The organism is Neisseria sicca VK64 (assembly GCF_000260655.1).
GTDB lineage: Bacteria > Pseudomonadota > Gammaproteobacteria > Burkholderiales > Neisseriaceae > Neisseria > Neisseria sicca_B.
The window spans coordinates 1-21,107 of sequence record NZ_AJMT01000053.1; the positions used below are offsets into that span (position 1 = coordinate 1).

Here is a 21,107-nt window from a genome sequence, read left to right on the forward strand (position 1 = left end):
TAAGCCCAATCGGGCAACAGTCCGATAACGAAAAATCCCGATACGGCAAAATGCCTGCGTATGCGTTTTTTAGTGGATTAACTTTAAACCAGTACGGCGTTGCCTCGCCTTGTCGTACTATCTGTACTGTCTGCGGCTTCGTCGCCTTGTCCTGATTTAAATTTAATCCACTATATATGCGGATTTTGCTGTTTGTGAGTAGATACAGTTAGCCGCTGTTTTAATTTAGTTTCGTGTAATTATACCCCAAATAAATTATTTTGCCCATTAGTCATAAAAGATTATTGTGGAAGACAATAGGGAGGATAGGCTACAGAGGCTCAGCTTGATGGAAAAATGAAATATTAATTTGGCAAAAAGGTCGTCTGAAAATTTTCAGACGACCTTTTGACTACGCTAGTTCAAACTTATTTGGCCAATTCGGCACGCAGTTTGTGGGTAACGTTCATCATCACTTGGAGTTGTTCCAGAGTTTCTTTCCAACCGCGTGTTTTCAGACCGCAGTCCGGGTTCACCCACAGGCGTTCAACCGGTACGACTTCGATGGCTTTGCGCAACAGGTGTTCCACTTCGGCTTCTGTCGGTACGCGCGGGCTGTGGATGTCGTAAACGCCCGGGCCGATATCGTTCGGGTATTTGAATTCGCCGAACGCAGTCAAGAGTTCCATGTCGGAACGTGAAGTCTCGATGGTGATGACGTCGGCGTCCATAGCTGCGATGGCGGGCAGGATGTCGTTGAACTCGGAGTAGCACATATGGGTGTGGATTTGTGTGCTGTCTTCGCAACCGGTAGAGGACAGGCGGAAGGATTCGCCGGCCCAGTTCAGGTAGGCATCCCAATCGGCGCGTTTCAAAGGCAGGCCTTCACGGATGGCAGGTTCGTCGATTTGGATGACTTTGATGCCTGCTTTTTCCAGATCCAATACTTCGTCGTTCAGAGCCAGTGCGATTTGTTTGCACACGGTAGAGCGTGGAATGTCGTTGCGGACGAAAGACCATTGCAGGATGGTTACGGGGCCGGTCAACATGCCTTTCATCGGGCGTTTGGTCAGGCTTTGTGCGTAAGTAGACCAAGCGACAGTCATGGCTTCAGGACGGCTTACGTCACCGAAGATAATCGGTGGTTTCACGCAGCGTGAGCCGTAGCTTTGTACCCAGCCGTATTGGGTGAACGCGAAACCGCTCAACAGTTCGCCGAAGTATTCGACCATATCGTTACGCTCGGCTTCGCCGTGTACCAGTACGTCCAAGTCCAGTTTTTCTTGCTCTTCAACTACCAAGGCGATTTCTTTTTTCATCGCGGCTTCGTAATCGGCGGCAGACAGTTCGCCTTTTTTGAAGGCTGCGCGTGCTTGGCGGATTTCGGTGGTTTGCGGGAAAGAACCGATGTTGGTCGTCGGCAGCAGAGGCAGGTTCAACCATGCCTGTTGCGCTTTGATGCGGTCGGCAAACGGTGATTTGCGTTGGTCTGCGTTGGCAGGCAGGTCGGCAAGGCGTTTGGCAACGTCTGCACGGTGGATTTCGCTGCTGTTGGCGCGTGAATCGGCGGCAGCTTGGCTGGCGGCCAGTTCTTCAGCAACAGAATCACGGCCTTCGTTCAATGCGGCTTTCAGAACGCGCAATTCTTGGGTTTTTTGCAGGGTAAATGCCAACCAAGAGTAGAGGTCAGGTTTGTTGGCTTTCAGTTTTTCTTCAACTGACAAGTCAAATGGGGTGTGCAACAGCGAGCAAGAGCTGGAAATCCACAAACGCTCGCCCAGTTTGGCTTTCAGAGGCTCGACAGTTTCCAAAACTTTGTTCAGGTTGGCGCGCCAGATGTTGCGGCCGTCGATAACGCCGGCAGACAGGACTTTGTCGTAGTCGGCAAATGCGTCCAGTTGTTCGGGAGCGCGTACCAAGTCGATGTGCAGGCCGTCAACGGGCAGGGCTTTCAACAATGCGGCGTGTTCGGCAACAGAACCGAAGTAAGTGCTCAACAGGATTTTGGCGTTTACTTTGCTCAAAGTGGCGTAAACGTCTTTGTAGGCTTCCACCCATTCTTTAGGCAGGTCAACAGCCAAAGCAGGCTCGTCGATTTGAATCCATTCGGCGCCGGCTTCAACCAAAGCGTTCAGGATTTCAACGTAAACAGGCAGCAGTTTTTGCAACAGGCTCAGGCGGTCGAATTCGACTGCGCCTTTTTCTTTACCTACCCACAGGAAGGTCAGCGGGCCGACGATGGTCGGTTTGGCTTTCAAGCCGAGGGCTTGGGCTTCTTTCAGTTGTTGAACGTAGTGTTTGGCGTTCGCTTTGAATTCAGTATCGGCATGGAATTCAGGCACCAAGTAGTGATAGTTGGTGTCGAACCATTTGGTCATCTCGATGGCGAATTGGTCTTTGTTGCCGCGCGCCAGTTGGAAGAATTGTTCCAAAGACAGGTTTTGGCTGTCGAAGCCGAAACGGGCGGGAATTGCGCCGGTAGCGACTTGCAGGTCAAGGATGTGGTCGTAGAAAGTGAAATCGCCTACGGCAACGTAATCGGCGTTGGCGGCGGCTTGGTGTTTCCAGTTTTTCTCGCGCAGGTCTTTGGCGACGTCGAGCAGCTCTTGTTCGCTGATTTCTTTGCGCCAGTATTTTTCTTGGGCGAATTTCAATTCACGGAAGGCGCCGACACGCGGGAAGCCTGAGAAATGTAATGTTGTCATGTTGAACTCTCCAGTTGGATTTTGTAAGGACCGGTTCAATCCGAATCGGTCGGTATTGTAAATCAGAATAGGGCGGATGGGGCGGCGTTTTGTTTTTCAGACGACCCCTGAGGTCGTCTGAAACCGTTTTCGGCTTTAAGGACGCACGCCTAAAATATGGCAGATGGCGTAAGTCAGCTCGCTGCGGTTGAGCGTGTAGAAGTGGAAATCTTTCACGCCTTCGCGGGACAGGACTTTGACCATATCGATGGCGATACTTGCCGCCACCAGATTGCGCGTGCCTTGGTCGTCGTCCAAGCCTTCATACATTTGCGACAGCCATTTCGGGATTTTGACGTTGGTTACTTGCGCCATTTTGCCGAGTTGCTTGAAGTTGGTAACAGGCAGGATGCCGGGAACGATTTCGACGTCGATGCCCAACATTACGCAGCGGTCGCGGAAGCGCAGGTAGCGTTCTACGTCGAAGAAGAATTGGGTGATGACATGGTTTGCACCTGCATCGATTTTGCGCTTCAGATTAATCAGGTCGGCTTGTGCAGATTTCGCTTCGGGATGCACTTCAGGGTATGCCGCTACGGAGATGTCGAAGTCGGCGACGGAGCGCAGGAGTTTGACCAAATCTTCGGCATAAAACGGTTTTTTCTCATAGCCGGGCGGCTCGTCACCGCGCAGGGCGACAATACGGCGGATGCCGCTGTCCCAATAGTCTTTGGCGATTTGGCGCAATTCGTCGGGAGAGGCGTCGATGCCGGTCAGGTGCGGCGCGGTTTCCAAGCCGGTTTCCTGTTGGATGCGTTTGACGATGCTGTGCGTACGGTCGCGTTCGCCGGAGTTTGCGCCGTAGGTTACGGATACGAATTTGGGATGCAGGGTTTGCAGGCGATGGATGGAGTCCCACAGCATGGTTTCCATTTGTTCGTTTTTCGGCGGGAAAAATTCGAACGAAACGTTGATGTCGCCTTTCAAGTCGGAAAGGCTGTTGTTTAACGCATTGATTTCTTTTGCGTAACTCATTGGCTGTGTACCTCGGTTGTCTTTTTTAAACGTTTTCAGGCTTGTATGATAAATTTGCCTTGTGTATGAGTCAAATTCAAAATTTTCAGAAAGTTTATGAATTATTTTAATATGGTTGCCATTATGTTTGCCTCTATTCACATGAGGGCAAGCCGGGGAGAAAATACATATTCTGATGTGTGGGAATACTTTGAAATTAAATGGATTTCAATGGCTTGTATTCTTGTTGGTAAAGCAAAAGCAATAGATGTTTTGTGCTTGAGTTGGCTATCAACCCATTCAAACGTCGTCTGAAAAATTTTCAGACGACATCTTGGTTTTTAGCTTGCAAATGATGTTGCCTCACTCAGCCTCTTCAATCCATGCCTGTTGTACGGCTTCGAGGATGCGTTCGCCGCAGCGTGCGGGATCGTCGTCGAAGTCGGGCAGCGCCATAATCAGGTCGCGCAGTTGGGTGAAGCGAACGGTTTTCGGGTCGATGCTGTCGCCGTGCAGGTCGTAGAGTTCCTCAGCGATGCGTTGGGTGTCTGTCCATTTCATGATGTCGTTCCTTTTGGAGTGTCCGAATGGGTTGATTCGGGATGGCTTGTTTAGGTTTTAATGCTTTGGGGAAAATTCGTGTCGGCAATGATTAATGCGTCTGAAATCGCATATGGTATTTTCCTATGTAATATTTTCAAGGCGTACGTTAATACATTTTTCTGACTTTCACTAAGGAAAATTTACACTTTGTCATGCAACCAAATCATTTGGAATGGTTCTTAAAGAAATCCATTATAGTATGAATAACAGGAAAATCGATGAACAACGCACTCAATGCCAAATTATCCAAACTTATTTACGCGCTCGCCTCCGATGATCCTAATTATCTTGCTAAAGCGGGCGTGTTCGACCGCCTGCTGCTGCTTATCCGCGAGCTTTATCAGATGCTGGACGAGAGCGAGGGGCTGAAGCGGCTTTCGCTGCGCCTCCGTTATGGCAAGCGTTACGGCATGATTGCTTTGGATGCCACCGCGCCGGGCGAAGATGCGGGCGCTTTGCGTTTGAAACGCTGGATGGTGTATTCGCGTATTGCGGAACGCATTGTTGGCTGCGGCAACGACGTGTCTGTGGCGCTTGACGATATGACGGTGGAGAACGAAGAAGCAAAACAGCGTTATATGGATGCCGCAAACGAAATCATCAAACGCTTCGGCTTGGCGGGATATGTCCCCGAACCGCCGAAATCCGTCACAGCCGCAGCAAAAAACGAACCGGCACCGAAGCCCGAACCTAAGAGCATCATTACCCGCCATGGCAGCAGCCTCAGTATGCTGAACGCCAAAGGCAGAGTGGAAAATTATCCTGTTGCGCAAACCGTCGCTTCGATGAAAGTATCCCGCTTAAGGTTTGTCGTTCCACGTTCCAAATAAACGATTTGGCAGCGATTTGACGGAAGGTCGTCTGAAAACGGTCGGTAAGGCAGTTTCAGACGACTTTTTGTTTGCTCAGAATTTGGCAGGGGTCGTCTGAACATTGCTGTATCCGTTTCAGACGACCTCTTTGCATCAATGATCTTCGCGCGCGTGGTTGATGGTGTATTTGGGGATTTCCACCACCAAGTCTTCGTCGGCAACCACTGCCTGACAGCTCAGGCGCGAGTCCGCTTCCAAGCCCCATGCCTGGTCGAGCAGGTCTTCTTCCAGCTCGCTCGGCTCTTCCAAACTGTCGAAGCCTTTGCGGATGATGACGTGGCAAGTGGTGCAGGCACAGGATTTTTCACAGGCGTGATCGACTTCGATGTCGTGGTCGAGCAGCACGTCAAGGACGGTTTTGCCTTCGGGTGCGTCTTCGATGACTGCACCTTCGGGACATAATACGGCGTGTGGGAGTACGGTGATTTTGGGCATTTTTATTGTCTCTTGTAATGGGTGGATAGGGTTTGTGGGTAATTTTCAGACGACCTTTTGTGATGAAAGGGTCGTCTGAAACCGTTTATAACACGATGCCTTTGTTTTTTAAATTTTCCAGACATTCGTCCAGATAAGCATCATTATGTTCGGGGTAAATCGGCGAATCGGCGGCTTCGATATCGTGTGCGGGATAAGGGGTAACTGCTTTGCCGCGGTACAGCGGGTCTTTCCACAGCGGGTCGGGTTTGTAACCGCGTTTTTCCATTTCTTCCATAATCAGCGCGTGATACAGATAGAGCTTGTCAGGCGAATGGGTGAAAACATAGTTTACCGTCGCGTGCGGCTTGCCCCAGCCTGCTCCGCGCAGGGCGGCACATTCGCGGTGTTGTCCTAAAAGCTGGGCGCGGGGGAGCAGGGGGATGAGGGTTTGGTGCCAGAGTCTCATTTAGTATTTAAATCATTTTTCAATTAAACATTTTCTTAATGATTTAAGAAAATGAGAAAATTCTTCTAGTAATTCAATACTGTTTTTATCTAAACCATCAGGGTCGAAATGCATAACATCATTTCTAATTTCACGAATTTTATCCAGTGTTTTTATAAATTCTTGTCTATCCAGGTTTAAATTGAGCCTCTTCCAAATTTCAGAATTACCTAAAATAGTTTGATAGCCCCCAAAGTTTAGATCAGCAATTGATTCTATTTCTTCTGAACTATCAGGCTTTTTTGCTTTTTTTAGCTCTTCATCTGATAGGTCAATTTTGTCAAGAATATGGCGTATGCCATTTTCTATTTCACTTATAAGTAAGAAAGGTTTTGAAAGCAAATGAAATTGTTCATTTAAATCATTGACTGTTACAATTCCAATAATTTCTTCATTGTTTGTGGAGTCTTTAATTAATACAAAATCATTTTGTGGGATTTTTGTTAAAACACTGAAAATTGTTTCATTTTTAGTAACTATAATGATATCCTCAGACATAAAATCTGAAACAGTTTTTTGGGATATATCTAACGACTTAGTAGTAATCAGTTTTTCTCCAATAGTTTTCCAACTGATAAAACCATTTACTCTCCTTTCATTTTGCATAACAGGTAGTTGGGAAAAATCATTTAAGAGCATAATAGTTAAAGCTTTAGATAGTGGCTCTGTTCGTGTAATGGAAATAGGTTTTTTATTTGCGGCATCTAGTCTCTCAATTTTATGACTAGGGTCTATATTAAAATTATTTGAAGAGGTTTTAGATGAGGCCTTTTTAAATGTAACAGTCCCATTTATGTTTGCTTGTTCAAAATCTGGTTCGGTAATTAACTCATATTTTCCTAATTCATAACGAATTTTATGGGTTATCTTTGCTCCTCTTCTAGATGCCTCGAACCATTCTAAAACATTGCGCAGAGGAAAGACTTGTTTTTTATTAGTAGGTTCTTTTGAATTTAATGCATCTTTTATAGCAATAAACTGATTTTCATATTCTTTCATTACCTTTAACCTTAATTTGTAAGTTAAATATTATCAATGTTGTACTCTGTTGGTATACGCTAAAGATTTCCTCCAGGTGTTTTGTAACAAATCAGTTAGTGTTCCCTTTTCAGACGACCTATGGTTTAGTGGCGTGGTTCGAGTATCTCGATGACGTTTTGCCAGTCCATAAGGCGGGCAAAGTCTAGGGCGGTCAGTCCTTCTTGCGTGGTGGCGGCCGGGTCTGCACCCAATTCGAGCATGGCTTTGACCAGGGGCGCGTTGCCTGCGATGGCTTCGTGATGGAGCGGTGTGTAGCCGTCTTCGTCTTGTTCGCGCAGGTAATCCGGGTTTTGTGCCAGCTGTTGGCGGAAGTCGTCCAGACAGTTTCGGCACATCGGATGTTCGTCCAGATTTTCGGGGTGTTCTTTTTCTTCGTAAACCAGTAAGACTTCTTCGGGATCGCCAAAGTCGATGCCCCATGCGGCATCGTGTTCTGCGCGCTCTTGCGGCGTCATTTGGATGCGGACTGCCTGTACGGTGAAGCCGCCGTAGGGGATGCCGTTACACAGGAACATCCAGTCGCTGATGTCGTCAACCGGAACGCAGACGCTTTCGCCTTGTTCTACATTGGTCAGGTCGTTGGGTTCGTTGACCAGCGTGCCGTAAATGTGGAGGCCGTCGAAGTAGATGTCGTTTATCCACATATGTTCGCAAATTTCGCCGTCTTCGCTGTCTTGGAAAAAAGGTACTTTGACCATGGCAAAATCCAAGGCGGGTATGATGCGGCGGTTTTCCCAATACAGCTCGCGCCAGAAATATTTGAATGTGGAACGTGCCTGTTCGAAGGCGCGGTTCATGAGTTCATTTTCCTGATCGATGCCGTAAACAATGGATTCGCTCATGGGATTCTCCTAAGGTCAAAGTGGATGCGGGTCGTCTGAACGGGGCTGCCGGTGTGTTTTCAGACGACCTGATGCTTTATTGGACTAATATGCTGCCCCAGCCGTCGTATTCGCCGTTGTTTTCTTGGGCGATATCAATCAACTCCCATGTGTCGTTGTCGATGTCGGTAAGCGGGGCGTTTTTGGAAAGTTGCAGGCGGTAGCTCGGATGGTCTTCTTCCTGCTCGATGCGGCCGCTGTCGCTGACGGTATAGCCTAATGTGCCGACTTTGGCGGCTGCGGCGTTCAGGTCTGCTTCGGTGTGGAAAAACAGCCAGTGGTCGATGGGGCGGGGCTTATCGAGGCGGTCGCCGTCTTGTCGGAAGCGGCGTAAAACCTGCTCGTTGCGGATGGCTTGCAACTCGTAGCTGTCCGGATACAGGAATTCTTGATAAAACGACCATTCGGCATCTTCGCTGATTGTGATGTCGCAAACGCGGTCGTTTTGTGTCAGCAAGGTACGGCAGGCTTGGGCGAAGGTTTCGGCATTGCGGCTGTAAAAATGCCAATTTGCCGCGCCGTTTGTGGTGACTATGCCTGCGGGAATGTTGTCGTTGCCCGCCAGTCGGTCGATTTGGTCTTCGATGTCGTAAACCGCTTCGCTTTCTTCGGGCGTCGGGAAGCCGTGTTCGTTGGTTTGTTCCAATTTCATACTGACGCGCACATGCTGCGGATACTCTGCCAGCGGCGCGACTTCGATTAAGGCAAGGTTGATGCGTAAGGCGGCGGGTGCGTCGTCAATGCGGCTGAAATAGACGTTCCAGTCTTGGGGGATGGAGGGGTTTTGCATGGGATGGGGTCGTCTGAAAAATAGTGTTTGAATTTTTTCAGACGACCTTTGTGTCTTTCGAGGTCGTCTGAAACTGTTTGCCATCAAATATCGTCCACACTTTGCCCTGTCAGCGCACGTTGGATGTTGCGGTTCATGCGCTTGGCGGCGAAGTTGTCGGTGCTGCGGCTGAGTTTGGCGACGGCGGCGCGGATGTCTTCGGCGTTGCCGTCTTTCAGACGACCTTGCAAATCGGCGATGTCTTGCTGGATTTGTGCAAGCTCTTCAGCATCCAGCAAATCGCTATCCAACTCAAGGGCGGCGTTGACGGCGTCGGTCAGGCTTTCGGCTTCGACCACGGCTTCGGCGCGTGCGCGTGCCGCCATGTCTTCGGCGGCGTTACTCATGCTGTCTTTGAGCATTTGGGTAATGGTGTCGTCGTCCAAGCCGTAGGAAGGTTTGACTTCGATTTGCGCCTGTACGCCAGTACTTTGTTCTTGGGCGGAAACGGACAGCAAGCCGTCGGCGTCAACTTGGAAAGTAATGCGGATACGCGCCGCGCCTGCGGTCATGGGCGGAATGCCGCGCAGGGTGAATTTGGCAAGGCTGCGGCAGTCGGAAACGAGTTCGCGCTCGCCTTGTACGACGTGTATCGTCATGGCGGTTTGACCGTCTTTGAAGGTGGTGAAATCCTGCGCGCGCGCGGTGGGGATGGTGGAATTGCGCGGGATGATTTTTTCGGCGAGGCCGCCGTAGGTTTCCAAACCGAGCGACAAGGGAGTAACGTCCAGCAGCAGCCATTCGCCGTCGGTTTTGTTGCCGGCAAGGACGTTCGCCTGTATGGCGGCGCCGAGTGCGACGACTTCGTCGGGGTTGAGGTTGTTCAGCGGGGTTTGTCCGAAGAAGGTGGCGACCGCTTGTTGGACATGCAGCATACGGGTGGAACCGCCGACCATAATCACGCCTTTGATGTCGGCTTTGGTCACGCCCGCGTCTTTCAGGGCCTGTTTCACCGGTTCTATGGTTTTTTGCACCAGATTTTGCGTCAGGTGGTGAAACTCTTGGCGGGTAATGACGGTATGGATTTTGCGGCCGTCTGAAAGCGTGGCTTCGACGACGGCTTCGGTTTGGCCGGTCAGTTGTTCTTTGGCGGCGCGGACAAGGGAAAGCAGAAGCTGGCTGTCGCGCTCGTTGAGTTTGGAGAGGTCGTTTTGTTCGAGCAGGTGGCAGAACAGGCGGTGGTCGAAATCGTCGCCGCCCAATGCGCTGTTGCCGCCGGTAGCTTTGACTTCAAACAGCCCTTTGGTCAGTTGCAATACGGATACGTCGAATGTGCCGCCGCCCAAGTCGTAAACGACAAATGTGCCTTCCGAGGCGTTGTCCAGCCCGTAGGCAATCGCAGCGGCGGTCGGCTCGTTGAGCAGGCGCAAGACGTTCAAGCCCGCCAAACGCGCGGCGTCTTTGGTGGCTTGGCGTTGGGCATCGTCGAAATAGGCGGGGACGGTAATGACGGCACCGACCAAATCGCCGCCTAAAGTTTCTTCGGCACGCGATTTGAGGGCTTTGAGGATTTCAGACGACACTTCGATAGGCGTTTTGGCACCTTGGCGGGTGTTCAGCTCGACCACGCGCTCGTTGGGCGTGAAACGGTAGGGCAGGTATTGCGCGTCCTGCGCGAGGTCGGCAAGCGTGCGGCCGATAAGGCGTTTGGCGGAGCTGATGGTGTTCAGTGGGTCGGTTTTTTGGGCGGCAAGGGCGGCTTTGCCGACTTCGACGGCATCGCCTTCGCCGTAACGGACGACAGAGGGCAGGGTGGTGCGTCCGTCCATATCGGTCAGACAAACCGGGCTGCCGCTGCGGACGGTGGCAACCAGGCTGTTGGTCGTACCCAAGTCGATGCCGACGGCGAGGCGGTGTTGATGCGGAGCGGCGGACATGCCGGGTTCGGAAATCTGCAAAAGAGCCATGATTGTGTGCCTTTTGATGCTGTATTTATTAGGATAGGTCGGTATTTTAACAGATTTCGGGCGGATAGTTGAGTGGTTTGGTAGGGAATTGACTGTGGTTAGAGGATTTGCATTTTTAGATAAAAACAAAGCCGACCGGATTGTTTTTCTGGTCGGCTTTGTGTCTAAACATGGATGCCGTCGATTTCGGCGTACCGTTTTGCTTTTTCTTCCTCACTTAAAAACGAGGCTTTGAACGAGTTTTTGCACAAGGTGCGGATGTCTGCTTCATTCAAATCCAATGCGTCGGCAAGTTCGATGAAATTTTGGTTGAGGTAGCCGCCGAAGTAGGCGGGGTCGTCTGAATTGACGGTAACCAATACGCCGCACTCAAGCATACGGCGCAGGTTGTGCCGGGACAGGTCGCCGACGACTTTGAGCTTGAGGTTGCTCAATGGGCAGACGGTCAGGGGCATTTGCTCGGCAATCAGGCGCTGCATAAGGGTTTCGTCTTCTTCGGAGCGCACGCCGTGGTCGATGCGGACGACTTTCAACAAATCCAACGCTTCCCAAACGTATTCGGGCGGACCTTCTTCACCGGCATGGGCGACGGCGGGAAAACCTTGTGCGCGGGCTTGGGCGAAGACGCGCTCGAATTTCGAGGGCGGGTTGCCGAGTTCGCCCGAATCCAGTCCGATGCCGTCGATATGTCGTCTGAAAGGCTGCGCTTGGGCAAGCGTTTCAAACGCGGACTCTTCGCTCAAATGCCGCAGGAAACACATAATCAATCTGCTGGAAATCCCCCATTTTTCCTGCGCTTCCAGGCGGGCGCGGGTGATGCCGTTGATGACGGTTTCAAACGGTACGCCGCGCGCGGTATGGGTTTGCGGGTCGAAGAAGATTTCGGTGTGGACGACGTTGTCCTCGCGGCAGCGGGCGAAATAGGCTGTGGTCAGGTCATAAAAATCCTGTTCGTGGAGCAAGACCGCCGCCGCTGCGTAGTAAATATCGAGGAAGGATTGCAGGTTGTGAAAATCGTAAGCGCGGCGCACGGCGTCCACATCCGCATAGGGAATGGAAACGCCGTTGCGCCCGGCGATGGCGAACATCAATTCCGGCTCGAACGTGCCTTCGATATGGACGTGCAATTCGGCTTTAGGCAGGGCGCGGATTAAGGTGTGTACGGTCATAGGCAGCACCCGCTCGGTCAATAGTGGCGGCGGCGGAAGTAGAACATTCCTTCGCTGTCGAGTTCGAGGATGTAGCGGCCGTTTTGAACGGCGGCATAACCGCTTTTGCCTGCCTGATAGGGTTGCAGGGCGGCGTGGGAGAGGAGGTAGCTTGTCAGTTTGCCGCCGTCTTCGGCGATGTTGCCGACCAGTTTGGCAAACAAGGCATGGCATTTGCCGTTTTCAGTCCAGCCCAAAGGCTCGCCTTTGTCGCCGGTTTCCATACATTTGCCGCTGATGACTTCCAAATCGTTGGGGTGGTTGCCGATCAGTTGGATGACGTTTTGTTCGGACAAACCGTTAATCAGATAGCTGATTTGTTTTTTGCCGTCGTTGGTTTTGCCTTCGCTGCTTTGACCTAAATCCAAGCCTGCGATGGCGTTGTTGTCGATGTATTTGACTTTAAACGCGGGCTTTGGCGCGGCTTCGGCGGCATTTTGGGCGGGCTCGGCAGGAGCTTCGGATTTGCCGCAGGCGGCAAGCAGGAGGGCGGATAAGAGAATCGGAAAGGCTTTCATCGGATATTCCTTGTTTTAAACAGGAAAAGGTCGTCTGAAAATAGCGGGCTGCTTTTTCAGACGACCTTTTGAGATTTACTTCAATGGGCGGATGCCGACGGCGTCGCGTACTTGGTCCAGCAGTTCGCGTGCTTCTTTGCGCGCTTTGGCGGCGCCCGCCTGCAGGATGTCTTCGATTTGCGAAGGATTGGCGGTCAGCTCGTTGTAACGTTCGCGCGGTTCTGCCAGCTCGGCGTTGATTTTGGCGGCCAAGAGTTTTTTGGCTTCGCCCCATGCCAGGCCTTCGGCAAGCATTTGTGTGAACTCTGCGGTTTCAGACGGCGTGGAGAAGGCTTTGTAGATTTCAAACAAGGGGCTTTCGTCGGGCTGTTTCGGCTCGCCCGGCTCTTTCATGTTAGTGATGATTTTGTTGACCGATTTTTGGGTTTTCTTGTCGTTTTCCCAAAGCGGAATGGTGTTGCCGTAGGATTTGGACATTTTGCGTCCGTCCAAGCCGACCAAAAGTTCGACGTTTTCGTCGATTTTCACTTCGGGCAGGGTGAAGACTTCTTTGAAGCGGTGGTTGAAGCGTCCGGCGATGTCGCGCGCCATTTCGACGTGTTGGATTTGGTCGCGGCCGACGGGGACTTCGTTGGCGTTGAACATGAGGATGTCGGCGGTCATCAGAATAGGGTAACTGTACAGGCCCATTTCTACGCCGTGGTCGGGGTCTTCCTGATTGTTTTCAGCGTTTGCCTGCACGGCGGCTTTGTAGGCGTGGGCGCGGTTCATCAGGCCTTTGGCGGTGATGCAGGTCAGAATCCAGTTCAGTTCCATCACTTCGGGAATGTCGCTTTGGCGGTAGAAGGTGGTGCGCTCGGGGTCGAGTCCGCAGGCAAGCCAGGTGGCGGCAACGGCCTGGGTGGATTGGTGGATCATCTCCGGCTCGTGGCATTTGATGATGCCGTGGTAGTCGGCGAGGAAGAGGAAGGATTCGGTATCGGGGTTTTGCGCCGCGCGGACGGCAGGGCGGATGGCGCCGACGTAGTTGCCCAGATGCGGGATGCCGGTGGTGGTTACGCCTGTGAGGACGCGTTTCTTGCTCATGGGGATATCCTTAAATAGCTCAAGGTCGTCTGAAAATGAAATAGGGATGGATTATACCTGATTCTGATGCGTTTCAACTTTACGGAAATCGGCGGTTTCAGGTAGGAGTCTCAACACAACGGACGGGTAAAACCGTCAAGTCAGTTGCGTGAAATAATAATATAGTGGATTAACTTTAAATCAGGACAAGACGACGAAGCCGTAGACAGTACAGATAGTACGGCAAGGCAAGGCAACGCCGTACTGGTTTAAAGTTAATCCACTATAAAAACGGATGACTTGTTTTTGGCGGAGTTTCAAATATATCCGTTCTGCTGCGCATCGAGGTCTTGCAGCGGACTATTGTCGAAGCCGTATGGTTGTAGGTGACTTGCGCATCGGTAAAATGCCAAGTTTCGATTTCGTTATTGTACACGTCTGTCGAATGTGCGCCAGATTTCGGCGCATGAGCCGCCGCCGGCATTTCATGCGACAAATTTAGGTTTAGGGGTTTCACGGTTTGGGTAGTCGGTTGGGTGCAGGCTGCTTTTGGGATATTGCCGTATTCTGTTTTCATTTCGTTTGGAACAGCGGGCCTGCAATTTGATTCACGGCGTTTTGCAGCTTTGCCGCCTCACCCAATGTCCAATATTCGCCGCTGTTGATGGTCTGCCCATAAACAAAATCACATTTGAAGCGGAAGGATTTTTGTACGGGCAGGAACACAAAGCAGAAAATATCGGCTTCGGGCGCGAAAATTTGTTCCTGCAACACAAAGTCAGGCGCGTTTTGGAGCGCGGCGGCAAGGGTAAGGCAGCGTCCGGTATCGTCGCCCACAAGGTTGCAGTAAAACAGGTCGTGCATTTTTGTTCCGTATCGTGCAGGCTGCCTGAAACATCAGCGTTTTTTCTGCCGTTTTTTGCATTTACGCCGTAAAAATAGCGGCCAGTATGGTTTGGTAAAAATAGCCCCAGTTTACAATGGCGCCGATGATGCTCTCCATTTCAAAATGGTGAGTACCCACCATGAACGGCAGGGCAATGAATAATGCAAATAATCCCAACCGTATCAGTTTAAGCTGTTTTTCATTAAACCAATAACGGCTTATTTCTATCAAAATCAGGCCGACATTGATGCCGATAAAGAATAAGGACGCGATTAGGCTGATAAACGAGATGATGACAAAGCGGTAATAATCCTGGCCAGCTTCATCATCCGCCGCCGATTTGCCCTCTTGACCGCTGCGCAATTCGGTTGCTTTGGTCGTTATTGTGTTTAAAAAATATTCGGCCAATTCCGCCTGCTCGGCTTGCGTGGACGTGTCCGTATTGGGAATATAAAGCGGAACGCCTTCCGCATGCAGTCGGCGGTATTTCATGATATCCGGATGCCCGACAATATTTTGCCGTACAGCTCCAAAGAGGCAAAAGAAAGCGGTGTAAACGTCCGGCTCATGCTGTCAAACATCCAGAAATTAAACTTAAATAAAAAAATCAAAAATATGCCATGTATGATAATGATGATAACAAGGGCTTTTTTCATGTTCGGATGGTTATACGGTTTAAAGGAATCAGAAGGGGATTAAACTTGTTTGCGGCTTGTTTTGGCTGGATTAAGCTGAAAGGGGTAAGACATTTGCGGCAGAACCGATTACAGGAAGTCCACTATTTCGTAGTAAAATGCTTGCACGACCTACGCGTTTTGCTGTTTCGTTTCATCGGTGTGGGGCTGTGTGGTGATTTCATCTATCAGTGCACAGAGGGAGGCGTTTAGCATGGTTGCCCTTATCCAATACGAAATACAGTATGTCAATGCCCTTTAACAGCCTGCGTCGCGCATCGGCGATGTGGCTGTTGAAAAATATTTTTGCAGCAGTTCGGTGCGTTGTTTATCGTTTTGGGGCAGGCGGCTTCAGGCAGTAGCATGATTTTGTTCCATTATGGTGGACTGCGGTTGTGCCAGCGCGTATGCGGGTAGGTAAAGCATCATTAACATGGCGCTCAGGATGTCACAAAAAATGTTCTTCGGTCTCATCATCGCCCTATTGCAGGTCGCTAGGCAGGCAGTAGGCGCGGAACACGCAGTCCCATTCGCTTTGAATGGCGGGAAAATCCAGTCCCAAATCCAAATAGAAATGGTCGCGCTGCTGCTCCACAAAACCCCATGCTGCGCGGTTGGCGCGCACGCATGGCAGATGCAGGTAGCAGGTAGGGATTTCGGCAAATGAAACGGATTTAATAAAACACTACCAGCTGTCGCGCTTCATGCGGTCGAGTTGGCGGCGGTCGCGTTTGGTCGGTCTGCCGTCGGGATACGCCGCGCTGATGCGGCTTGCTTGGTCGAGTTGTTTCTGCGCTTCGCGTTCGGCGGCGGTTTTCATGTCTTCTTCATAAAGCTGACGCGCTTCGGGGGCGGGGCGGCGCTGGTGGTTGAGTGCCAATACTTTGATTTTGTAAGGCAGTGAATTGAGCGTCAGGTCGATGATGTCGCCTGCGCTGATGTTTTTGCTGTTTTTGACTTTGGCGCCGTTGACCTGAACCCTGCCCAATTCGATATGTTTTTGAGCCAGCGCGCGGGTTTTGAAAAAGCGCGCGGCCCAAAGCCATTTGTCGAGCCGCATCGCCGTAGTGTCGTGTTCGTTTTTCATAGCCTGTTTGAAATGATTGAACTGAATGGAAGTTTATCATAAGATACGGCACTTCATTTGTTTAGTGCAGATATACTATATCATCCGTAAAAGGTCGTCTGAAAAGGCATCCGCCCGATTATCTGCCGTTTTGCACGGCATATCCTCCATGAGAAATGCTGCCAAATATGCCTGATTGGCGTATGATAGCGGCAGCGTCCCTACCGAGAGCTTCACCCTATGAAACCAGTTTTTTTGGATTTTGAACAACCCATCGCTGAATTAACCAATAAAATCGAAGAGTTGCGCTTTGTGCAGGGCGAATCCGCCGTCGATATTTCCGATGAAATCGCCAGATTGCAGAAGAAAAGCAACGACCTGACAAAATCGATTTTCAACAAGCTGACGCCCGCTCAGATTTCGCAGGTTTCACGCCATCCCCAACGTCCTTACACCTTAGATTACATCCAAGCCATTTTCACCGATTTTGAAGAGTTGCACGGCGACCGCCATTATTCAGACGACCATGCCATCGTCGGCGGTTTGGCGCGCTTCAACGGACAAAGCGTGATGGTTATCGGCCATCAAAAAGGCCGTGACACCAAAGAAAAAATCCGCCGCAATTTCGGTATGCCGCGCCCTGAAGGCTACCGTAAAGCGTTGCGCCTGATGCAGACCGCCGAGAAATTCAATATTCCCGTGATGACTTTTGTCGATACGCCGGGCGCGTATCCGGGCATCGGCGCGGAAGAGCGCGGTCAGTCCGAAGCCATCGGACGCAACCTATACGAATTGACCCGCCTGCGTGTGCCGGTTTTGTGTACCATTATCGGCGAGGGTGGTTCCGGTGGCGCGCTGGCGATTGCGGTCGGCGATTACGTCAATATGCTGCAATATTCGACTTACTCGGTTATCTCTCCGGAAGGTTGCGCTTCCATTCTGTGGAAAACCGCTGAAAAAGCGGCAGATGCCGCGCAAGCCTTGGGCATTACCGCCAAACGCCTGCAAGAATTGGATTTGATTGACAGCGTGATCAGCGAACCTTTGGGTGGGGCGCACCGAGACTTTGAAACGACCATGAAAAACGTCAAAACGGTGTTGGAAACCCAATTGCACGAAGCGCAAAATATGCCGATGGCGGACTTACTGGCGCGCCGTTTCGACCGGATTATGGCTTACGGTAAGTTTACGGATAAGTAAACAATTAATGTGTAGAAAAGCAGGCAGAAGCCCCCCCTGCCTGCTTTTTCATTTCTAAGAACTTGCCTTGCCGACAGCATAGATTACGCCATATGAACCCGACGTCGTCTGAAAACCTTCCGCCTCAATGCCGCAGTTTGTTGGAAACCTTGCGTCTTTCGGCGCGTTCGCTTCCAGATGGTTGTACAGTAACGGTCGGATTAAGCGGCGGTTTGGATTCGGTGGTGTTGCTGCATATGCTGACGTGTTTGCGGGAAGAGCTTGGTTTGAATGTACACGCTTTGCACGTTCATCACGGATTGAGCCGCAATGCGGATGACTGGCTGGGGTTTTGCACACGCTTATGCCAAGAATGGAATGTGCCGTTCAAAAGCGTAAAAGTTGAAGTCAAAAAAGACGGCTTGGGAATCGAAGCCGCCGCACGGAAAGCGCGTTATCAGGCGTTTTCAGACGACCCCTCCGGCATCATCGCGTTGGCGCACCATCAGGATGACCAAATTGAAACATTCATGCTCGCGGCGGTTCGCGGCGGCGGTATCAAAGCACTTGCCGCTATGCCGCCATGGCGCAAGCTGGATGAGGAAACGCAAATTTGGCGGCCGCTGCTGACGTTTTCCCGAAAAGAATTGGAAAGCTACGCCGCTGCCTGCAATCTGCCGAACATCGAAGACGAAAGTAACGCCGATACTGCCTTTTTAAGGAATTGGATGCGTTACGAAGCGTTGCCGGTTTGGCGGGAGCGCATTCCGAATTTTGACCGTCATGTTTGTGCCAACATTCGTTCTTTGCAAACCGATTTGGCGATTTTGGACGAAGTTGTCGAAGCGGATTATCAGACGGTTTGCCAAAGCGGGCGTTTCCAAGTCAGCCGCTGGCAGACATTCAGCGAAGCGCGCCGCAGCCGGATTCTTTGGCGGTTTTTTAAGGAGAATGGGATTGTGGAAAGTTCTCCGAGAAAGCTGGCGGATTTCGCGCGGATACTGTTGGAGGCAGAAACTGCACAATGGCAGTTCGGCGAAACATCGGTATGTTTATACCGGGATTTTTTATTCATATTGAAACAAAACCAGTTCGCAGACGCGGATTGGATAAAGGGAAAAGAAGTCAGAGGTCGTCTGAAAGATATTCTCCAAGAAAACGGCTTTTTTCTGGTGCCGCACCGCAACGGATTGCCGGAATCGGTCTTGGAAGAAGAAGGGATCATTCGGACGGCGGGCAGTGATGATATGATGAATGTAGGTTTTTTGTATAAAAACGTTAAGAAAGTGTTGCAAGAAAACCATATTGTACCGTTCGTCAGAAAATGCTGGCCGATTATCACAAATACTGACGGAAACTGCATTGCTATTGTTAACCTTACGGTAAGCCACGATTTTCAAGGGTTTGACGGTTTTTTACCGGTTTACGGAAAATTTTTGAGATATAAATGGAACTAAATACGGCGGCAGTTGTCTTTAACTGGCACGGCACGCTTTACTATTTTATAGCTTATAATGCAGTTATTATAAAAGGTAAGATATGAATGATCGCCAGATTGATCAGGCCTTGGTAGAGCGCGCGCAGAAGGGCGAACAAAAAGCATTTGAGTTGCTGATGTCCAAATATCAGCGTCGGCTCATTCGATTGATTTCCCGTTTTGTCAAAGACGAACACGAAGTCAATGATGTGGCGCAAGAGGCAATGATTAGGGCTTATCGGGCCTTGCCGAATTTCCGGGGTGAGAGTGCTTTTTATACTTGGTTGTACCGGATTGCCATCAATACAGCCAAGAATTTCTTAGTAACATCAGGAAAGCAGCCGTTCGTCAGTGCAGAGGCTGCTAACGAAGACGGGGATATTCTGGATTTGTCGGATCAGATTGCGGATTACCATACGCCGGAAGCTGAAATGATCAATCGGGAAATCCTGCAAACAGTCGAATCAACAATTTCGCATTTGCCCGAAGACTTACGCAAAGCCATTACCCTGCGGGAAATGGACGGTTTGTCTTACGAGGAAATAGCCAAAATTATGGATTGTCCGATAGGAACGGTCCGCTCCCGTATTTTCAGGGCGCGGGAAGTAATAGCAAAAGATTTGAGGCCGCTGCTGGAAACCTCTGAAAATCAAAGGTGGTAAAAAAATGGTAACAACTATGGATACAACAAGAGAATATGTTTCCATACTGATGGATGGAGACCAAGTAAGCGAAGAAATGCTTGACCGTCTGTTGTCCGACGATGCCGCTGCCGAAGCGTGGTACGAGTACCATCTGTTAGGCGATTGCATGCGCTATAAAGAAGGGACAGGGCGTGATGCGGATTTCATGCAAAGCGCGGCATTTACCGCTACGCTTGCGGAAATCAGCGAAGAACACAAACAGCGTCATGAAGCCGAAGTTGCCGCTGTGATGCCTGTTGTTAAGGAAGTACAGGCTGCGAACAGTTCCTTCTTCAAATCCTTCGCCGTCGCCGCCAGCGTGGCAGCGGTTGCCGTCGCCGTATGGCAATTCGGTCCGCAAGTGAAGGGCGAATCTTCAGGCATGGTTGCTGAAAAAGCTGTTGAAACCAAAAACCAACAGGAAAATATCGTACCTGTAGCCGCTAATCCGACAGCCAAAAATGCTTCGGATGCCGTGGTAATGCCTGAATCCGCAAAGAATGATAAAGGTGTGAGTCAGACTACGGTTCGAACTGAAACGCAGGTTCAACAGGACTCCGTCGTTCATTAAGCTGCATAGAGATACAGATTTCCATCAAGTAGAGAAATCCCTTCCCGAGCTATTCGGGCAGGGATTTTGTTTTTGATCGGATGCATCTTGAGGTCGTCTGAAAAAGTGGGTTGAACAAAGTCGGACGGTATTGTGCCGCTGCCTTTCTGTATCCTTTTTATTTGAATCCGCTATATAATGCGGCACATGAAATTGATTACCTCCGCGCAAAACGAGCAGCTCAAGCATTTGTCCAAGCTGTTGACACAATCTAAAGCACGCCGTGAATACGGACAAACCGTGTTGGAAGGCGTGCATCTTTTGCAGGTCTATTTAGAGGCGGGATACACGCCCAAGCAAGTGTATTTGCCCGAAAGTAAAAACACGCATCCTGAAATCCGAAATTTAATCAGTAGTTTGGACGAAGATGGTATTACTTGGGTCGGAAACGAAGCCTTGTCTAAAATCACCAGTCTGAACGATGCCGACGATGTGATGACTTGGATAGAGATTCCGCCGCAAGGGGATTTGCCTTTAAGCGGCGACTGCGTGGTGTTGGACAGGCTGCAAGACCCGGGCAATGTCGGGACGGTTTTACGCAGCGCGGCAGCTTCGGGCATCAGGCAGATTGTGTTGGGTAATGACTGCGTCGATATTTGGTCGCCCAAAGTATTGCGTGCGGGTATGGGGGCGCATTTTCTGCTGGACATATACAGCCGCGTTTTTCTACCGCATTGGCTGGATGCTTATCAGGACAAAATATGGGCGACCGCTTTGGACGGGCGCAATCCTTCCGACTTGTATCAACTGGATTTAAATGCTCCTTGCGCTTGGGTTTTCGGCAATGAAGGCAGCGGCGTGAGTCAGGAAATTTTGGAAAAAGTCGACGGCAGCGTCAGAATCCCGATGCTGGGACAGACCGAGTCGTTAAACGTCGCCATGGCGGCAACGGTATGCCTTTTCGAGCAAATGCGCCAACGCATCGCCTAAACCGTTTTCAGATGACCCCTTAGAGAATATAGTGGATTAAATTTAAATCAGGACAAGGCGAGGCAACGCCGTACTGGTT

At 50.5% G+C, this 21,107-nt stretch carries 22 protein-coding genes; 6 read left to right on the forward strand and 16 right to left on the reverse strand.

What is annotated here, in order from left to right; translation table 11 throughout:
* Positions 1-407: 407 nt before the first annotated feature.
* From metE to iscX, 3 genes are all read right to left on the reverse strand, one after another.
* Complete coding sequence (gene metE / locus HMPREF1051_RS03280) at positions 408-2,684, reverse strand: 5-methyltetrahydropteroyltriglutamate--homocysteine S-methyltransferase (RefSeq protein ID WP_003764493.1); 2,277 nt, start codon at positions 2,682-2,684, stop codon at positions 408-410.
* A gap of 135 nt (positions 2,685-2,819) precedes the next feature.
* Positions 2,820-3,698: a methylenetetrahydrofolate reductase gene (gene metF, locus HMPREF1051_RS03285; RefSeq protein ID WP_036491579.1), complete on the reverse strand. Its 879-nt coding sequence runs from the start codon at positions 3,696-3,698 to the stop codon at positions 2,820-2,822.
* A 342-nt stretch (positions 3,699-4,040) separates the two neighbouring features.
* Positions 4,041-4,238 (reverse strand): Fe-S cluster assembly protein IscX, encoded by a 198-nt coding sequence (gene iscX / locus HMPREF1051_RS03290; RefSeq protein WP_003742471.1) that lies wholly within the window; start codon positions 4,236-4,238, stop codon positions 4,041-4,043.
* Positions 4,239-4,498: 260 nt separating this feature from the next.
* Between iscX and HMPREF1051_RS03295 the strand changes: the two genes are divergently transcribed.
* Complete coding sequence (locus HMPREF1051_RS03295; protein ID WP_003764480.1) at positions 4,499-5,110, forward strand: hypothetical protein; 612 nt, start codon at positions 4,499-4,501, stop codon at positions 5,108-5,110.
* A gap of 135 nt (positions 5,111-5,245) precedes the next feature.
* On the opposite strand, the gene fdx is transcribed toward HMPREF1051_RS03295, so the two are convergent.
* The 13 genes from fdx to HMPREF1051_RS03365 form a co-directional block, all read right to left on the reverse strand.
* The gene (gene fdx, locus HMPREF1051_RS03300; RefSeq protein WP_003764447.1) at positions 5,246-5,587 is read right to left on the reverse strand and encodes an ISC system 2Fe-2S type ferredoxin; all 342 of its coding nucleotides are present in this window, start codon (positions 5,585-5,587) and stop codon (positions 5,246-5,248) included.
* 85 nt (positions 5,588-5,672) lie between these two features.
* Positions 5,673-6,035: a TIGR02328 family protein gene (locus HMPREF1051_RS03305; RefSeq protein WP_003764487.1), complete on the reverse strand. Its 363-nt coding sequence runs from the start codon at positions 6,033-6,035 to the stop codon at positions 5,673-5,675.
* Positions 6,036-6,047: 12 nt separating this feature from the next.
* Positions 6,048-7,073 carry a CBS domain-containing protein gene (locus HMPREF1051_RS03310; RefSeq protein WP_003764444.1) on the reverse strand — a complete coding sequence of 342 codons (1,026 nt, stop codon included), beginning with the start codon at positions 7,071-7,073 and terminating at the stop codon, positions 6,048-6,050.
* A 125-nt stretch (positions 7,074-7,198) separates the two neighbouring features.
* Entirely contained in the window at positions 7,199-7,957 is a 759-nt protein-coding gene (locus HMPREF1051_RS03315; protein WP_003764458.1) for a DUF2314 domain-containing protein, read from the reverse strand.
* A 76-nt stretch (positions 7,958-8,033) separates the two neighbouring features.
* Positions 8,034-8,870 carry a DUF695 domain-containing protein gene (locus HMPREF1051_RS03320; RefSeq protein ID WP_003764484.1) on the reverse strand — a complete coding sequence of 279 codons (837 nt, stop codon included), beginning with the start codon at positions 8,868-8,870 and terminating at the stop codon, positions 8,034-8,036.
* Complete coding sequence (gene hscA, locus HMPREF1051_RS03325; RefSeq protein ID WP_003764471.1) at positions 8,870-10,732, reverse strand: Fe-S protein assembly chaperone HscA; 1,863 nt, start codon at positions 10,730-10,732, stop codon at positions 8,870-8,872. Before hscA ends, HMPREF1051_RS03320 begins: the two co-directional genes overlap by 1 nt.
* Before the next feature lie 164 nt (positions 10,733-10,896).
* Positions 10,897-11,901 carry an adenosine deaminase gene (locus tag HMPREF1051_RS03330; RefSeq protein ID WP_036491596.1) on the reverse strand — a complete coding sequence of 335 codons (1,005 nt, stop codon included), beginning with the start codon at positions 11,899-11,901 and terminating at the stop codon, positions 10,897-10,899.
* A 17-nt stretch (positions 11,902-11,918) separates the two neighbouring features.
* Entirely contained in the window at positions 11,919-12,458 is a 540-nt protein-coding gene (locus HMPREF1051_RS03335; protein ID WP_003764491.1) for a hypothetical protein, read from the reverse strand.
* Between the two features lie 75 nt (positions 12,459-12,533).
* Positions 12,534-13,544 (reverse strand): tryptophan--tRNA ligase, encoded by a 1,011-nt coding sequence (gene trpS / locus HMPREF1051_RS03340; RefSeq protein ID WP_003764450.1) that lies wholly within the window; start codon positions 13,542-13,544, stop codon positions 12,534-12,536.
* A gap of 552 nt (positions 13,545-14,096) precedes the next feature.
* A complete protein-coding gene (locus HMPREF1051_RS03350; RefSeq protein ID WP_003764448.1) occupies positions 14,097-14,387 on the reverse strand; it encodes a hypothetical protein in 291 nt (96 codons plus the stop codon).
* Between the two features lie 61 nt (positions 14,388-14,448).
* Positions 14,449-14,901 (reverse strand): hypothetical protein, encoded by a 453-nt coding sequence (locus tag HMPREF1051_RS03355; RefSeq protein WP_003764462.1) that lies wholly within the window; start codon positions 14,899-14,901, stop codon positions 14,449-14,451.
* 663 nt (positions 14,902-15,564) lie between these two features.
* Positions 15,565-15,708, reverse strand: a complete 144-nt coding sequence (locus tag HMPREF1051_RS14140) for a hypothetical protein (protein ID WP_003764457.1) — start codon at positions 15,706-15,708, stop codon at positions 15,565-15,567.
* Positions 15,709-15,768: 60 nt separating this feature from the next.
* On the reverse strand, positions 15,769-16,170 hold the full coding sequence (locus HMPREF1051_RS03365; RefSeq protein ID WP_003764455.1) for an RNA-binding S4 domain-containing protein: 402 nt from the start codon (positions 16,168-16,170) through the stop codon (positions 15,769-15,771).
* Positions 16,171-16,389: 219 nt separating this feature from the next.
* On the opposite strand from HMPREF1051_RS03365, the gene HMPREF1051_RS03370 reads away from it, so the two are divergent.
* From HMPREF1051_RS03370 to HMPREF1051_RS03390, 5 genes are all read left to right on the forward strand, one after another.
* A complete protein-coding gene (locus HMPREF1051_RS03370; protein ID WP_036491589.1) occupies positions 16,390-17,349 on the forward strand; it encodes an acetyl-CoA carboxylase carboxyltransferase subunit alpha in 960 nt (319 codons plus the stop codon).
* Positions 17,350-17,441: 92 nt separating this feature from the next.
* The gene (gene tilS, locus HMPREF1051_RS03375) at positions 17,442-18,785 is read left to right on the forward strand and encodes a tRNA lysidine(34) synthetase TilS (protein ID WP_003764461.1); all 1,344 of its coding nucleotides are present in this window, start codon (positions 17,442-17,444) and stop codon (positions 18,783-18,785) included.
* A gap of 82 nt (positions 18,786-18,867) precedes the next feature.
* Positions 18,868-19,467: an RNA polymerase sigma factor RpoE gene (gene rpoE, locus HMPREF1051_RS03380; protein ID WP_003758517.1), complete on the forward strand. Its 600-nt coding sequence runs from the start codon at positions 18,868-18,870 to the stop codon at positions 19,465-19,467.
* Between the two features lie 16 nt (positions 19,468-19,483).
* A complete protein-coding gene (locus HMPREF1051_RS03385) occupies positions 19,484-20,059 on the forward strand; it encodes a sigma-E factor negative regulatory protein (protein WP_003764454.1) in 576 nt (191 codons plus the stop codon).
* A 186-nt stretch (positions 20,060-20,245) separates the two neighbouring features.
* A complete protein-coding gene (locus tag HMPREF1051_RS03390) occupies positions 20,246-21,028 on the forward strand; it encodes a TrmH family RNA methyltransferase (protein WP_003764477.1) in 783 nt (260 codons plus the stop codon).
* Positions 21,029-21,107: the final 79 nt, after the last annotated feature.

Excerpts from the sequence above, each read along its gene's own strand:
- HMPREF1051_RS03305 (WP_003764487.1), bottom strand. The coding sequence starts at position 6,035 with ATGAGACTCTGGCACCAAACCCTCATCCCCCTGCTCCCCCGCGCCCAG.
- HMPREF1051_RS03370 (WP_036491589.1), top strand. The coding sequence starts at position 16,390 with ATGAAACCAGTTTTTTTGGATTTTGAACAACCCATCGCTGAATTAACC.
- HMPREF1051_RS03335 (WP_003764491.1), bottom strand. The coding sequence starts at position 12,458 with ATGAAAGCCTTTCCGATTCTCTTATCCGCCCTCCTGCTTGCCGCCTGC.
- rpoE (WP_003758517.1), top strand. The coding sequence starts at position 18,868 with ATGAATGATCGCCAGATTGATCAGGCCTTGGTAGAGCGCGCGCAGAAG.
- HMPREF1051_RS03320 (WP_003764484.1), bottom strand. The coding sequence starts at position 8,870 with ATGGCAAACAGTTTCAGACGACCTCGAAAGACACAAAGGTCGTCTGAA.
- HMPREF1051_RS03390 (WP_003764477.1), top strand. The coding sequence starts at position 20,246 with ATGAAATTGATTACCTCCGCGCAAAACGAGCAGCTCAAGCATTTGTCC.
- HMPREF1051_RS03315 (WP_003764458.1), bottom strand. The coding sequence starts at position 7,957 with ATGAGCGAATCCATTGTTTACGGCATCGATCAGGAAAATGAACTCATG.
- HMPREF1051_RS03350 (WP_003764448.1), bottom strand. The coding sequence starts at position 14,387 with ATGCACGACCTGTTTTACTGCAACCTTGTGGGCGACGATACCGGACGC.
- HMPREF1051_RS03385 (WP_003764454.1), top strand. The coding sequence starts at position 19,484 with ATGGATACAACAAGAGAATATGTTTCCATACTGATGGATGGAGACCAA.
- metF (WP_036491579.1), bottom strand. The coding sequence starts at position 3,698 with ATGAGTTACGCAAAAGAAATCAATGCGTTAAACAACAGCCTTTCCGAC.
- iscX (WP_003742471.1), bottom strand. The coding sequence starts at position 4,238 with ATGAAATGGACAGACACCCAACGCATCGCTGAGGAACTCTACGACCTG.
- HMPREF1051_RS03365 (WP_003764455.1), bottom strand. The coding sequence starts at position 16,170 with ATGAAAAACGAACACGACACTACGGCGATGCGGCTCGACAAATGGCTT.
- HMPREF1051_RS03355 (WP_003764462.1), bottom strand. The coding sequence starts at position 14,901 with ATGAAATACCGCCGACTGCATGCGGAAGGCGTTCCGCTTTATATTCCC.
- hscA (WP_003764471.1), bottom strand. The coding sequence starts at position 10,732 with ATGGCTCTTTTGCAGATTTCCGAACCCGGCATGTCCGCCGCTCCGCAT.
- HMPREF1051_RS03295 (WP_003764480.1), top strand. The coding sequence starts at position 4,499 with ATGAACAACGCACTCAATGCCAAATTATCCAAACTTATTTACGCGCTC.
- HMPREF1051_RS03330 (WP_036491596.1), bottom strand. The coding sequence starts at position 11,901 with ATGACCGTACACACCTTAATCCGCGCCCTGCCTAAAGCCGAATTGCAC.
- HMPREF1051_RS03310 (WP_003764444.1), bottom strand. The coding sequence starts at position 7,073 with ATGAAAGAATATGAAAATCAGTTTATTGCTATAAAAGATGCATTAAAT.
- metE (WP_003764493.1), bottom strand. The coding sequence starts at position 2,684 with ATGACAACATTACATTTCTCAGGCTTCCCGCGTGTCGGCGCCTTCCGT.
- trpS (WP_003764450.1), bottom strand. The coding sequence starts at position 13,544 with ATGAGCAAGAAACGCGTCCTCACAGGCGTAACCACCACCGGCATCCCG.
- fdx (WP_003764447.1), bottom strand. The coding sequence starts at position 5,587 with ATGCCCAAAATCACCGTACTCCCACACGCCGTATTATGTCCCGAAGGT.
- tilS (WP_003764461.1), top strand. The coding sequence starts at position 17,442 with ATGAACCCGACGTCGTCTGAAAACCTTCCGCCTCAATGCCGCAGTTTG.